This is a genomic window from Thermus thermamylovorans (assembly GCF_004307015.1).
Classification (GTDB): Bacteria; Deinococcota; Deinococci; order Deinococcales; family Thermaceae; genus Thermus; species Thermus thermamylovorans.
In genome coordinates, this window is record NZ_SIJL01000007.1 from 14,636 (window position 1) to 28,112 (window position 13,477).

Here is a 13,477-nt window from a genome sequence, read left to right on the forward strand (position 1 = left end):
GTAGGCTAAGGGCATGGGCTATGTGCCCCCGCCCACCCCCCAGTACGGCCTGGAGGAGGGCCCCGTCCTCCTCAAGGACGGGCGCACCGCCCTCCTGCGCCGGGCCACCCCCAAGGACCTCCCCCTCTTCGTGGAGTTCCTGGGGAGGCTTTCCCCCGCCTCCTTGCGCATGCGCTTCTTCTCCCCCATCTCCCCGGAGAAGGCGGCGGAGCTCCTCCTCTCCGCCAAACCCGAGGAGGAGAAGGTCACCCTCATCGTCCTCGCCGGGGAGCCCCAGAGGATCGTGGCCACGGGGGAGTACGTGCGGGCCAAGGGGGAGGAGGCCGCCGAGGTGGCCTTCCTGGTGGAGGACGCCTTCCAGGGCAAGGGCCTGGGGACCCTCCTTCTGGAAAGGCTGGCCCTCATCGCCGCCAAGCGGGGGGTGCGCCGCTTCCAGGCCTTCGTTTTGGCGGAAAACCGCCAGATGCTCAACGTCTTCACGGAAAGCGGCTTCCAGGTGAAGGCCCACCGGGACGGGGGGGAGGTGGAGGTGGAGTTCGAGATCCTCCTGGAGGAGAGGGCAGCGGAGCGCTTCGAGTGGCGGGAGAAGGTCTCCACCCTGGCCAGCCTGCACCCCTTCTTCTTCCCCCGGGGGGTGGCGGTGGTGGGGGCGAGCCGCGACCCGGAGAGCATCGGCTACCGGGTGCTGGAAAACCTCATCTTCGGCCGCTTCCAGGGACCCGTCTACCCGGTGAACGAGGCCATCGGCAAGGAAGGGGGGACGGTGGGCCCCCTCCTGGCCTACCCCAACGTGGAGAGCATCCCCGGCCCCGTGGACCTGGCGGTGATCGCCGTGCCCAAGGAGCGGGTGCTGGACGCTTTGGAGGCCTGCGGGAGGCGGGGGCTAAGGGGAGCCATCCTGCTCACCACGGGCTTCACGGAAAGGGAGGCCCGGGAGCTCGCCGACAAGGCCCGGCGCCTGGGCATGCGCCTTCTGGGCCCGGGCTCCCTGGGCCTCTTCCACACCCACCCCGAGGCCCGCCTGGCCGCGGGCCTGGCCCCCCTGCCCAGGCCCGGTCCCCTGGCCCTCTCCAGCCAGTCGGGTACCCTGGGGCGGGCGGTGATGGCCTACGCCGAGGGCATGGGCCTGGGGGTTTCCGCCTTCGTCTCCCTGGGGGCTAAGACGGACATATCTTCCAACGACCTCCTGCAGTTCTGGGAGGAGGACGAGCGCACGAGGGTGATCCTCCTCTACCTGGAGGGGTTCGGCAACCCCCGGCGCTTCTCCCGCCTGGCCCGCCGCATCGGCAAGAAGAAGCCCATCCTGGCGGTGCACCCCTCCCGCGACCCCCTGGTGCGGGCCCTCTTCGCCCAGGCCGGGGTGGTGCGGGCCAACAGCCTGGAGGAGGCCTTCGACGCCGCCGCCCTCCTCGCCCTGGGCCGCCTGCCCGGGAACAACCGGGTGTGCCTCATCTCCAACGCCTCCGGGCCTTCCAACCTGGCCCTGGAGGTCCTCAAGGAGGGGGGCCTGGAGGTGGAGCACGTGGACCTGGGTTCCACGGCCAGGGCGGAGGACTTCGCCCGTGCCCTGGAGGAAGCCCGGAGGAGCGAGGCGGGAAGCCTCTTCCTCCTCTTTGTCCCCATGGGCTTCATGAGCGAGGAGGAGTTCTTGGCCCTGGTGGAGAGGGCGGAAGGGGACAAGCTCTTCCTGGCCTGCTCCATGGGGGCCACAGGCCCCCGAGCCCGCCTCCTGGGCCAGGCGGCCCTCTTCCGCTTCCCCGAGTCCGCGGCCATCGCCCTGGCCCGGGCCTGGGCCTACCGGGCCTGGAGGGAGGAACCCCTCCACTTCCCCGACTTTCAGGACCTGCGCCTGGAGCAGGCCAGGCGGCTTGTGGAGGGAAAGAAGGCCCTCACGGAGGAGGAAGCCCGTTCCCTCCTCCAGGCCTTCGGCCTCCCCCTCGGGGACGGGGAGGGGCTCGCCCTCCGGCTCAGCGCCGAGCCCCACCCCCTCTTCGGCCCCGTCCTCACCCTCCTCCTTCCCACCCCCTTGGGGAACCAAGTCCTCGGGAAGAGGCTTTCCCCCCTCACGGAGGGGGATGCCCGGGAGCTCTTCCGCCCCCTGGAGGGAAAGGCGGACCCCGCCCCCTACCGGGAGATCGCCCTGCGGCTTTCCCGCCTTCTGGAGGAGCTCCCCCAGGTGGAGGGCGTCTCCTTGGACCTCGCAGGCCCCCGCGTCGCCCGCTTCGCCCTGCGCCTCCATGCGGATCCAAAGCCCCGCTAACCCCAAGGTGAAGGCCCTGGCCGCCCTCAAGGAGCGGCGGGAGCGGGAGAGGACCGGGCTCTTCCTGGTGGAGGGAAGGCGGGAGGTGGCGCGGGCCCTGGGGGCGGGCCTCCACCTGGAAGCCCTCCTCCTGGGGCCCAGGGCCACCCCGGAGGACCGCCTGCTGGCGGGGGAGGCCCCCCTCCTGGAGCTCTCCCAGGAGGCCATGGAACGGGTTTCCGTGCGCGAGAACCCGCCCCCCGTCATGGGGGTTTTCCGCATCCCGCAAAGGCGCCTGGCCGAGGTGCGCCTCCCCCAGGCCCCCTTGGTCCTGGTCCTGCTGGGCCTGGAGAAGCCCGGCAACCTGGGGGCCATCCTGCGCGCTGCGGACGGGGCGGGGGCCGACCTGGTCCTGGTGGCGGAAGGGGTGGACCTCTACAGCCCCCAGGCGGTCCGCAACTCCACGGGGGCGGCCTTCGCCCTGCCCGTCTACCCCGTTCCCGAGGGGGAGGCGGCCCGCTTCCTGGAGGGGGCGGGCCTCCCCCTGGTGGCCGCCACCCCCAGGGGGGAGAGGCTCTACTGGGAGGGGGACTACCGAGGGGGGGTGGCCTTCCTCCTGGGGGCCGAGGACCAGGGCCTTCCCGAGGCCTGGCTCGGGCGGGCCCAGGCCCGGGTGCGCATCCCCATGCGGGGGGTGGCGGACAGCCTGAACGTGGCGGTGAGCGCCGCCCTCCTCCTCTACGAGGCCCGGCGCCAGCGGGGAGGGTGAGGTGGCCCCCCTCCTGGCCCTGGTCCTCCTCCTTCTGGCCTTCCCCCAGGGCTGGCCTCCCCTGGCCCTGGGCGGGGGGCTCCTCCTCCTGGGCGGGCGCCTCTACCCTGGGGGCTTCCTCTGGCTGGCCTTCCTGCCGGGGCTCCTCCACGCCGGGGAAGCCCCCTTTCCCCTGTGGCTTCCGGAGTGGGCCCTCACCTCGGGGCTCCTCCTCCTCTTGGGCCTCTTCCTGGCCCTGCGGGAGAGGCCCCTGGCGAGCCTCTTCCTCCTCCCCCCGGCCCTCCTCCTCGGCCCCCCGGGGCTTTTCCTTCTCGGCCTCCTCCACGGGGCGAACCTCCTGGAGGGGGCCCTGGGGCGGGCCCGGGCGCGGGGGGAGGCTTTCCGGCTTGGCCTGCCCGGCCTGCTCGTCCCCTTTTTCTCCGCCCTTGCCCTGTTCCTTCTCGCCCCCTATCCCCTCCCCTGGCCCTCCGTTCCCCCGGGGCCGGGGGAAGGGATTCCGGCCCCTCTCCCCGGATCCCCCTCCGGGGCCCCGGGTGGAGGGGGTCCTGCCCCCCACGCGGGGGGTGGGGGGGGCCTGGCCCCCTGGGCCCTCTGGCTCCTGTGGGCCCTGGAGGGGGCCCTGCCCCTGGCCCTCCTCCTCCTGCTCCTGGCCCTCCTGCCCCTCCTCGGCCGGGGGAGGGCCCTCCCCTTCCGGGGCTTCCACCTCCTCCCCGTCCTCCTGGCCCTCCTGGCCGCCTCCCTCCTCCTCCTCTACCTGGGCACCCTGGGGGGTGGGGGGGCCGGGGGGGCGGGGGTCCCTCACCCCGCCGTCCCTGGGCCGGAGGCCCTGGGGGAAGGGAACCGGACGGTCCCGGAGCCCCGGGCCCGGGGAGAGGTGGGGGTGGCCCTGGCGGGCTTTGGCGCCCTCCTCACCCTGGCCCTCCTTCTGGCCCTGGCCCTTTTCCTCTGGCGGCAACCCCGGGGGGACGGGGAGGAGGCCAGGGGGGGCCGGGGGGGCGGGCGGGGCAGGTCCCGGCGGGAGGCCCTCCCCGAGGACCGGGTGCGCCGGGCCTACCTGCGGGCCCTCCTGGCCCTGAGGGCCTGGGGGCTTCCCCGGCGGGCTTGGGAGGGGCCTCTGGCCTACCAGGCCCGGGTGGCCGCCCGCTTCCCCGAGGTGGAGGGGGCCCTTTCCAGCCTCACCCGGCTCTACCTGCCCGTGCGCTACGGGGGGAGGGCGGGGGAGGAGGCGGCGGAGGAGGCGGAAACTTTTTTGGAGGCTATCCTTAGGTTATGCTCTACGAACGCGTCCGCAAGGCCCTAGAGGGGTGGGTCCTCCTGCGGGAGGAGACCTTGAGGCTTGCCCTGGCCACCCTGCTCTCCGGGGGCCACCTCCTCCTGGAGGACGTGCCCGGCACGGGCAAGACCACCTTCGCCAAGGCCCTGGCCCGGGTCCTGGGCCTCTCCTTCCGCCGCATCCAGATGACCCCCGACCTCCTGCCCCAGGACCTCACCGGGGTCTACCTCTACCGGGAGGGGAGCCTGGTGTGGCAGAAGGGCCCCCTCTTCGCCCAGGTCCTGCTGGTGGACGAGCTGAACCGGGCCACCCCCAGGACCCAGTCCGCCCTCCTCGAGGCCATGGGGGAGGGGCAGGTGACCCTGGAGGGGAGGAGCCACCCCCTGCCCGAGCCCTTCTTCGTCCTGGCCACCCAGAACCCGGTGGAGGAGGAGGGCACCTACCCCCTCCCCGTGGCCCAAAAGGACCGCTTCGCCGCCCGGCTCGCCCTGGGCTACCCCGACGAGAAGGCCCTTCTCCAGGCCCTGAGGGAGCGGGACCCCCTTTTGGGCCTGGAGGCGGTCACCGGGCCGGAGGAGGTTTTGGCCCTGCGGGGGGAGGTGCGGCGGGTTCGGGTCGCCGAGGAGCTTCTGGACTACCTCCTCGCCCTCTCCGCCTGGCTCCGGGGCCGGGAGGAGGTGCGGCTTGGCCCCTCCCCCAGGGCCCTTTTGCAGGTGGAGCGCCTGGCCCAGGCCCTGGCCTTTCTGGAGGGCCGCCCCTTCGCCGTCCCCGAGGATCTCCAGCGGGCTTTCCGGGCGGCCATCCCCCACCGCCTCCTCCTCCGCCTGGAGGCGGAGCTTTCCGGGGCGAGCCCGCAAGGGCTCTTGGCGCAGGCCCTCCAGGCGGTCCCCGCCCCGGTGGAGTGGGCCTAATGGGAAGCCTCCTGGCCCTCCTGGGGCTTGCCCTCCTCCTGGCCCTGTACCGGGCCCCCTGGCTGGCCCGGGCCCGGGCGGAGCTGCGGGGGCTTCCCCCGGGCTTCCCCGGCCAGGGGGGCGAGGGGGGGGCGGAGGTGGAGCTCGTTTGCCCCTTGCCCGTCCTCTTCCGGCTGGAAAGCCTGCCCTCGGCCCCCCTGGGCCTCGAGCCCCGGAGCGTTTCCGGGGTGGCCTGGGGGAGGACCCGGCTTCGCCTCCCCCTGCCCTGCCGCTACCGCAGGCGGGGGGAGCACCCGGTGCGCCTGGGCCTCCGCCTCCAGGGCCCCTTGGGCCTAGGGGAGAGGCGGCTCCTCCTGGAGCCGGGGCGGGTCCTGGTCTACCCCGCCCTCAGGGCCCTGCCCCCCTTCCACCCCGCCCCCAGCTTCTTCCTGGAGGGCAGGCCCACCCCCTTCGGCCTCCCGGACCCCCTCGAGGCCAAAGGCCTCCGCCCCTACCGGCCCGGGGACTCCCTGCGCCTCCTGGCCAGGAAGGCCAGCCTCCGCCGGGGCCAGCCCCTGGTGCGGGAGGTGGAGAAAAGCTTGCTGGGGAGCCTTTTCCTCCACCTGGACACCCAGGCCCTCCACCCCAGCTACCCCGACCACGCGGCGAGCCTGGCCGCCTGGCTTCTCCTGCAGGCGGAAAGGCGGGGGGAGCGCTACGGCCTCTCCGCGGGGGAGGTCCTCCCCCTGGGCCGGGGCAGGGCCCACCTGGAGCGGGCCCTGGTCCTCCTGGCCCGCCTAAAGGCCACCCCCGCGCCCGCCCTCCCGCCCCCGGCCCCCCCGGGAAGCACCTACCTCCTGGTGAGCCAGGGGGCGGAGGCGGCCTTCCTCCAGGCGGCCCTCCGGGGGGCGGCCCGGGCCCGGCGGGGGGTTTTGCTCCTCCTGCCCGAGGGCTACTTCCTCTACCCCGGGGAGAGGGGCCGCAGGGCCTTCGGCAAGACCCCGGGGCTGGAGCGGGCCCTGGCCCTGCGGGGCCTCCTCCTGGCCCACGGCCTGGAGCTTCGGGTGGTGCGGGGGCACGAGCCCCTCGCCCTACAATCCTCCCCTCAACCCCCTTGACAGGAAGGGCGGAGGAGGGAATAATAACCCTCGGTTTGACACTCTTACCCTTTGAGCGTCAAAGGAGGGAGTGGCTATGGCAGCGGAGGTGAAGACGGTGATCAAGCCCCTAGGCGACCGGGTGGTGGTGAAGCGGATCGAGGAGGAGCCCAAGACCAAGGGGGGCATCGTGCTCCCCGACACCGCCAAGGAGAAGCCCCAGAAGGGCAAGGTGATCGCGGTGGGCACGGGCCGGATCCTGGAGAACGGGCAGAAGGTGCCCCTCGAGGTCAAGGAGGGGGACATCGTGGTCTTCGCCAAGTACGGCGGCACCGAGATCGAGATCGAGGGGGAGGAATACGTGATCCTCTCCGAGCGCGACCTTCTGGCGGTTCTGGGCTAAGGGAGGTGAGGTATGGCTAAGGTCCTGGTGTTTGACGAGGCGGCCCGCCGGGCGCTGGAGCGCGGTGTGAACGCGGTGGCCGACGCGGTGAAGGTAACCCTGGGCCCCCGGGGCCGGAACGTGGTCCTGGAGAAGAAGTTCGGCTCCCCCTCCATCACCAAAGACGGGGTGACGGTGGCCAAGGAGATCGAGCTGGAGAACCACCTGGAGAACATCGGGGCCCAGCTCCTCAAGGAGGTGGCCTCCAAGACCAACGACGTGGCCGGTGACGGCACCACCACCGCCACCGTGCTGGCCCAGGCCATCGTGCGGGAGGGCCTGAAAAACGTGGCCGCCGGGGCTAACCCCCTGGCCCTCAAGCGGGGCATCGAGAAGGCGGTGGAGGCGGCGGTGGAGAAGATCCGCTCCCTGGCCATCCCCGTGGAGGACCGCAAGGCCATCGAGGAGGTGGCCACCATCTCCGCCAACGACCCTGACGTGGGCAAGCTGATCGCCGACGCCATGGAGAAGGTGGGGAAGGAGGGGATCATCACCGTCGAGGAGTCCAAGAGCCTGGAGACCGAGCTGAAGTTCGTGGAGGGGTACCAGTTCGACAAGGGGTACATCTCCCCCTACTTCGTCACCAACCCCGAGGCCATGGAGGCGGTCCTCGAGGACGCCTTCATCCTCATCGTGGAGAAGAAGGTCTCCAACGTGCGGGAGCTCCTCCCGGTGCTGGAGCAGGTGGCCCAGACCGGCAAGCCCCTCCTCCTCATCGCCGAGGACGTGGAGGGGGAGGCCCTGGCCACCCTGGTGGTGAACAAGCTCCGGGGCACCCTGAACGTGGCCGCGGTGAAGGCCCCCGGCTTCGGCGACCGGCGCAAGGAGATGCTCAAGGACATCGCCGCGGTCACCGGGGGCACGGTGATCTCCGAGGAGCTCGGCTTCAAGCTGGAGAACGCCACCCTCTCCATGCTGGGCCGGGCCGAGCGGGTGAAGATCACCAAGGACGAGACCACCATCGTGGGCGGCAAGGGCAAGAAGGAGGACATCGAGGCCCGGATCAACGGCATCAAGAAGGAGCTGGAAACCACCGACAGCGAGTACGCCAAGGAAAAGCTCCAGGAGCGCCTGGCCAAGCTGGCGGGGGGCGTGGCCGTGATCCGGGTGGGGGCCGCCACGGAAACCGAGCTCAAGGAGAAGAAGCACCGCTTTGAGGACGCCCTGAACGCCACCCGGGCGGCGGTGGAGGAGGGGATCGTCCCCGGGGGTGGGGTGGCCCTCCTGCGGGCCATCGGCGCCCTGGACGACCTCCTGAAGAAGCTGGAGGGGGACGAGGCCACCGGGGCCCGGATCGTGCGCCGCGCCCTGGAGGAGCCTGCCCGCCAGATCGCGGAGAACGCCGGCTACGAGGGCTCCGTGGTGGTCCAGAAGATCCTCTCCGAGACCAAGAACCCCCGCCTGGGCTTCAACGCCGCCACCGGGGAGTACGTGGACATGGTGGAGGCGGGCATCGTGGACCCCGCCAAGGTGACCCGCTCCGCCCTGCAGAACGCCGCCTCCATCGGCTCCCTCATCCTCACCACCGAGGCGGTGGTGGCGGAGAAGCCCGAGAAGAAGGAGTCCACCCCTGCTCCTGCGGGCGGCGGGGACATGGACTTCTAAGCCGAGCTAGACAAGGGGCCTGGCGGATGCCAGGCCCTTTTCCTTGCCGCCTGGGGGCCCCGCTGACCTTCTCCGATTGGGGGCCTCGGGCCCCCTTTTGCCGGGGCCCCCACCCCGGCTTGGGCCGGGGTGGGATGGCCTCAGAAGGGCACCGCCTCCTCCTTGCCCCCGTTGCCCCCGTTCCTCTGGAGGAAGACCTCCCGGTCGGGCACGGGGTAGGCGCGGAGCCCCTCGGCCTCCAAGGCCTCGAGGACCCCCTCCGCCACCCGCACCTCCCGCATGGCGAAGAGGGCCTCCCCGAAGGGCCCCTGGACCCGCAGGTAGAGGGGGAGGGTTCCGGGGTGCTCGTCCAGGAGGCTTTTGAGGAGGGCGATCCCCCGCTCGTCCAAGAGGGCGTGGTCCACCTCCACCTCCAGGGCCTTGGGGGCCTCGGCCACCTCCTCGTGGGTCCAGGCCGCCTGGGCCATGACCCTAAGCCCCCCTTCCTCCCGCTCCACCTCCGCCAGGACCAGGAGGGGGGTGTCCTCCTTGAGCTTGGGGGAAACCCCCTCGTAGGCCCGGCCGAAGACCACCACCTCCAGGGCCCCGGTCTCGTCGGAAAGGGTGAAGCGGGCCATCATGCCCCCGCCCCGCGTGGGCTTGCGCACCGCCTCCTCCACCATCCCAGCGAGGAGCACCCGGGGGCGGGGGGGAAGGCCCCGGACGAAGTCGGGGAGCTCCTCCAGGGTGCAGCTGGCCACCTCCCGGAGCCCGGGGTAGCGCAGCACGGGGTGGCCGGAGACGTAGATGCCCAGGGCCTCCTTCTCGTAGCGGAGCCGGGTGATCTCGTCCAGGGGCGGGGCCTCCCCCAGGGGAGGCTCCCCCACCTCGGCGAAGAGGCCCATCATGCCGGACCGCTCCCGCTCGCGGCTTTCCGCGGCCCACCGGAGGAGGGAGTCCAGGGAGGCCAGGAGCCGGGCCCTATCCCCAAAGGCGTCGAAGGCCCCCGCCTTGACCAGGGACTCCAGGGTGCGCCGGTTCACCACCCGCTCGTCCAGGCGCCTGAGGAAGTCCCCCAGGCTCCTAAAGGGCCCCCCCCGCTCCCGCTCCTGCAGGATGGCCAAGGCGGCACCCTCCCCCACGTTCTTCACCGCGGAGAGGCCGAAGAGGATCTCCTCTCGGTGTTCGCCTGCAGGCGAAGCAGCCTGGTGTTCGCCTACGGGCGAAAGAGCCCCCACCACCTTGAAGTCGAAGCCCGAGCGGTTGACGTCGGGGGGCAGGACGGGGATGCCCATGGCCCGGGCGTCGCGGATGTACTCCGCCACCTTGTCGGAGTCGTGGCGCTCCACGGTGAGGAGGGCGGCCATGAACTCCACCGGGTAGTGGGCCTTCACGTAAGCGGTCTGGTAAGAAAGGAGGCTGTAGGCGGCGGCGTGGGAGTTGTGCACGATCACGTCCTCCGCCACGAAGGTGTGCGTGCCTTCCACGGTGAGGTCAAAGACCTCCTCCACCCCCAAGGGCTCTATGGCCTCTACCCGGTCCCAGTAGACCTCGGCCTGGGCCAAGCGCAAGAGGGCTAAGCTTCCCGTGAGGGCCGCCAGGCGCTCTGCTGTGGTCCGGGAAAGCCCCCTTCGCCCCCTACCAGGGCGCAGGAGGCCCTGGGCGAAGCCTCTGGCCTCCAAGAAAGCCCTCTCCTTTCCCTGGGAAGCCTCGGCCACCGCCTGGCGCACCAGGGGTAAGAAGGCCATGGGGAGCAGGTCCTTGGTGCTGGGACCCGCCTCCTCCCAGGAGGCCAGAAGGGCCTGGAGGTCCCGCTTCCGCTTGCCCAGGAGGTAGGGCCCCAGGGTCTCCGCAAACCGGCGGGCGGCCTCGAGGCCCCCGAGCAGGTACACGGCGTAGCCCTTCCGCCCCCCCGGGTAGGGGAAACGCTTCTCCACCAAACGGCTTTGCAGGCCCAGGCGCAGGAGGAGGTGCTGCACCCCCCGGGCCAAGGCCTCCGAGGCGGTGGCGTAGTGGATAAGCCGCCCCTTGGGGTCCACCCCGCCGTCCCCCACCCAAAGGCGCCCCAGGAGACGGGCCACCTCCTCGGGGGGCAAGGCGAAGGCCACCTCGGGCAGGCGCTTTTCCCGGGCGGAAAGGCCCAAGAGGCCGTGGCGGCGCAAAAACGCCACCGCCTCCGCAGCAGCCCCCCGGTCCTGCCGCCCCACGTAGAGGTGGGCTATGCCCCGGCGCCAGACCACCCGCACCCGGGTGTTGGCAAAGGCGGCCAGGGCCTCCCGCATGGCGGCCAGCTCCTCCTCGGAGGCGGTGTAGAGGTAGAAGCCCGAGGGGTGGCGGAGGTTGCCCTCGCTGAGGGCAAAGCCCAGGAGGTCCAGCTCGTGGGTCTCCAGGCCCGCCGAGGGGGTGTAGGGCAGGTGGCGGGGCAGGGCCACAAAGTCCCCAGGGGCCAAGGCCCCCAGCGCCCGCCAGCCCTCGGGGGTGTAGAGGGGGTGGTTGGCGGTGGCCTCCAGGACCCTTCCCGTGGCGGTGCGCAGGCGGTAGACCATGGCCCGGCCGCTTTCGAAGGCGGCCACTACCGGCCTCGGCACCAGGCGCAGGGTCTTTTCGTCCAGGGAGGCCACCCAGACCCCTCGGGCCTCCCCCCGGGCGATGGCCTCCACGGACACGGGCCTGCCCGTGCGGAAGTCCACCACCCTGGCCCTTCCCGGCAGGCACTTGTTGAAGCCGTAGTTGGCGAAGGCCTCCAGCATGTCAAAAAGCCGGTTGGCCTCCTCCTCGGGCACCCCCCGCTCCTTCGCCCCCCGCACGAAGCGCTCCCGGTGCCTCTGCATCTCCTCCACCTTCTTCTTGCCCATGGCCCGGCGGAGGAGGTCCGCCTCCCCCAGGGAGTACCCCGCCACCTGGGAGGCGATCTGCATGATCTGCTCCTGGTAGACGGGGATGCCGTAGGTCTCGTCCAGGATGGGCCTCAGGTACCGCTCCGCGTGGGGGAACTCCGCGTAGCTCACGGGCTCCTGGCCGTGGTGGCGGCGGATGTAGGTGGGGATGTGCTCCATGGGCCCGGGGCGGTAGAGGGAGACCAGGGCGATGATGTCCTCCAGGCGCCTCGGCTTAAGCCCCCGCACCGTGCTCGTCATCCCCCCGGACTCCAGCTGGAAGACCCCCTTGGTCTCCCCCCGGGCGAGGAGCTCAAAGGTCTTGGGGTCGTCCAGGGGCAGGCGGTCGTAGTCCAGCTCCACCCCCTTGGACTCCCTCACGATCTTCCTGGCCTCGTCCAGGAAGGAGAGGGTGCGCAGGCCCAGGAAATCCATCTTCAGAAGCCCCAGGGCCTCCACCGCCCCCATCTCGTACTGGGTCACGGGCCGTCCCTCCTGGTCCCGCATGAGGGGCACCAGGTCGGTGAGGGGTTCCTGGGCGATCACCACCCCGGCGGCGTGCACGGAGGCGTGGCGGTTCAGGCCCTCCAGGCGCATGGCCACCTCGAGGACCTCCCGCACCTTGGGGTCTTTCTCCATCTCCGCCTTCAGCTCCGGCACCGCCTGGATGGCCTCCGAAAGGGGCTTGGGCTTGCCGAACTGCACGGGGATGAGCTTGGCCAGCTCCTCCGCCTTTTTGTGGGGGATGCCGTACACCCGGGCCACGTCCTTCAGGGCCGCCTTGGAGGCCAGGCTCCCGAAGGTGCCGATCTGGGCCACCTTGTCCTCCCCGTAGCGCCTCCGCACGTACTCGATCACCCGGTCGCGCTCCCGGTCGGAGAAGTCGGTGTCGATGTCCGGCATGGAGACCCGCTCCGGGTTCAGGAAGCGCTCGAAGAGGAGGCCAAAGCGCAGGGGGTCGATGTTGGTGATGCCCACGGCGTAGGCCACCAGGCTCCCGGCGGCGCTTCCGCGCCCCGGCCCCACGGAGATCCCGTTCCCCTTGGCCCAGTTGATGTAGTCCTGGACGATGAGGAAGTAGCCGGGAAAGCCCATGCGCTCGATGACGGCGAGCTCGTAAAGGGCCCGGTGCAGGGTGGCCTCCGCCGTCCACTCCCGCACCCCCTCCAAGGGGGGAAGCTCCGAGGCGAGGGCCTCCCAAGCCTCCCCCTCCACCTGGGCCAGGGCCTGGGCCAGGGCGGCCCCGTCCCCGTGAGGGGGGAGCTTCCCCAGCCTGCGGAAGACCTCCCGGTAGAACCCCTCGGTGATGCGGTCGGGGTAGCGGGCAAGAAGCCCCAGGAAGGTGAGCTCCCTAAGGTACTGGGCCTCGGTGCGCCCCTCGGGGAGGGGGAAGCGGGGGATGCGGTAGGTCATCTTGTCCCCGATGGGGAGGTCCACCTGGCACATGCGGGCGATCTCCACCGTGTTGTCAAAGGGTTCGTCCCCCCACTCCGCCTCCGGGAGCATGGCCCGCATCTCCTCCGGGGTCTTCACGTAGAACTCGTCGCAGGGAAAGCGCCAGCGCTCGGGGTCGTCCAGGGTGCTCTTGGACTGGATGGCCAGGAGCACCTCGTGGGCCCGGGCGTCCTCCTTGCGCACGTAGTGGCCGTCGTTGGTGGCCACCATCCCCAGGCCGTACTTGCGGGCGAACGCCTTCAGGACCTCGTTCACCTTCTTCTGCTCGGGGAGGCCGTGGTGCTGGATCTCGATGAAGAAGCGGTCGCCGAAGATGGCGAGGTAGTCGTTGAGCCGGGCCTCCGCCAGGTCCAGGCGGTCCTGCAGGATGAACTGGGGGATCTCCGCCCCCAGGCAGCCGGAGAGGGCGATAAGCCCCTCCGAGTGCTCCCGCAGGATCTCCCGGTCGATGCGGGGCTTCTCGTAGAAACCCTCCAGGTAGGCCCGGCTGGCCAGGCGCACCAGGTTCTGGTAGCCCCGGAAGTCCTTGGCCAGGAGGGTGAGGTGGAAGTACCCCCCGTCCAGGCCCTTGCCCCGCTTGCGGTCGAAGCGGCTTTCCGCGGCCACGTAGGCCTCGTAGCCCAGGATGGGCTTCACCCCCATGGCCGTGGCCTTCTTGTAGAACTCCACGGCGCCGAAGAGGTTGCCGTGGTCGGTGATGGCCAGGGCGGGGTTCTCGGGGGAGACCTCCTTCACCCACTTGAGGAGATCCTGGAGCTTGGCCGCCCCGTCCAGAAGGGAGAACTGGGTGTGCTGGTGGAGGTGGGCGAACTTCAGCCTCGAGGCCATAGGCTTTACCAGCTTACGCTTGCG

At 71.4% G+C, this 13,477-nt stretch carries 8 protein-coding genes; 7 read left to right on the top strand and 1 reads right to left on the bottom strand.

The window, feature by feature from the left end; genetic code table 11:
- Positions 1 to 13 precede the first annotated feature (13 nt).
- From ETP66_RS06595 to groL, 7 genes are all read left to right on the top strand, one after another.
- Positions 14 to 2,260 carry a GNAT family N-acetyltransferase gene (locus tag ETP66_RS06595; protein ID WP_130841769.1) on the top strand — a complete coding sequence of 749 codons (2,247 nt, stop codon included), beginning with the start codon at positions 14 to 16 and terminating at the stop codon, positions 2,258 to 2,260.
- On the top strand, positions 2,238 to 3,008 hold the full coding sequence (locus ETP66_RS06600) for a TrmH family RNA methyltransferase (protein WP_130841771.1): 771 nt from the start codon (positions 2,238 to 2,240) through the stop codon (positions 3,006 to 3,008). The genes ETP66_RS06595 and ETP66_RS06600 overlap by 23 nt, the downstream gene beginning before the upstream one ends.
- A gap of 1 nt (position 3,009) precedes the next feature.
- The gene (locus ETP66_RS12390) at positions 3,010 to 4,308 is read left to right on the top strand and encodes a DUF4129 domain-containing protein (RefSeq protein WP_269089303.1); all 1,299 of its coding nucleotides are present in this window, start codon (positions 3,010 to 3,012) and stop codon (positions 4,306 to 4,308) included.
- Positions 4,278 to 5,192: an AAA family ATPase gene (locus tag ETP66_RS06610; RefSeq protein WP_130841773.1), complete on the top strand. Its 915-nt coding sequence runs from the start codon at positions 4,278 to 4,280 to the stop codon at positions 5,190 to 5,192. Before ETP66_RS12390 ends, ETP66_RS06610 begins: the two co-directional genes overlap by 31 nt.
- Positions 5,192 to 6,289 (top strand): DUF58 domain-containing protein, encoded by a 1,098-nt coding sequence (locus tag ETP66_RS06615; protein WP_201738488.1) that lies wholly within the window; start codon positions 5,192 to 5,194, stop codon positions 6,287 to 6,289. Before ETP66_RS06610 ends, ETP66_RS06615 begins: the two co-directional genes overlap by 1 nt.
- A gap of 76 nt (positions 6,290 to 6,365) precedes the next feature.
- The gene (gene groES / locus ETP66_RS06620; protein ID WP_130841775.1) at positions 6,366 to 6,671 is read left to right on the top strand and encodes a co-chaperone GroES; all 306 of its coding nucleotides are present in this window, start codon (positions 6,366 to 6,368) and stop codon (positions 6,669 to 6,671) included.
- A gap of 12 nt (positions 6,672 to 6,683) precedes the next feature.
- The gene (gene groL / locus ETP66_RS06625; RefSeq protein ID WP_130841777.1) at positions 6,684 to 8,315 is read left to right on the top strand and encodes a chaperonin GroEL; all 1,632 of its coding nucleotides are present in this window, start codon (positions 6,684 to 6,686) and stop codon (positions 8,313 to 8,315) included.
- Between the two features lie 140 nt (positions 8,316 to 8,455).
- Here the strand turns inward: groL and dnaE are convergent, their stop codons facing one another.
- Positions 8,456 to 13,453 (bottom strand): DNA polymerase III subunit alpha, encoded by a 4,998-nt coding sequence (gene dnaE / locus ETP66_RS06630; RefSeq protein ID WP_130841778.1) that lies wholly within the window; start codon positions 13,451 to 13,453, stop codon positions 8,456 to 8,458.
- Positions 13,454 to 13,477: the final 24 nt, after the last annotated feature.

Excerpts from the sequence above, each read along its gene's own strand:
- groES (WP_130841775.1), top strand. The coding sequence starts at position 6,366 with ATGGCAGCGGAGGTGAAGACGGTGATCAAGCCCCTAGGCGACCGGGTG.
- ETP66_RS06595 (WP_130841769.1), top strand. The coding sequence starts at position 14 with ATGGGCTATGTGCCCCCGCCCACCCCCCAGTACGGCCTGGAGGAGGGC.
- ETP66_RS06600 (WP_130841771.1), top strand. The coding sequence starts at position 2,238 with ATGCGGATCCAAAGCCCCGCTAACCCCAAGGTGAAGGCCCTGGCCGCC.
- ETP66_RS06615 (WP_201738488.1), top strand. The coding sequence starts at position 5,192 with ATGGGAAGCCTCCTGGCCCTCCTGGGGCTTGCCCTCCTCCTGGCCCTG.
- ETP66_RS06610 (WP_130841773.1), top strand. The coding sequence starts at position 4,278 with ATGCTCTACGAACGCGTCCGCAAGGCCCTAGAGGGGTGGGTCCTCCTG.
- dnaE (WP_130841778.1), bottom strand. The coding sequence starts at position 13,453 with ATGGCCTCGAGGCTGAAGTTCGCCCACCTCCACCAGCACACCCAGTTC.
- groL (WP_130841777.1), top strand. The coding sequence starts at position 6,684 with ATGGCTAAGGTCCTGGTGTTTGACGAGGCGGCCCGCCGGGCGCTGGAG.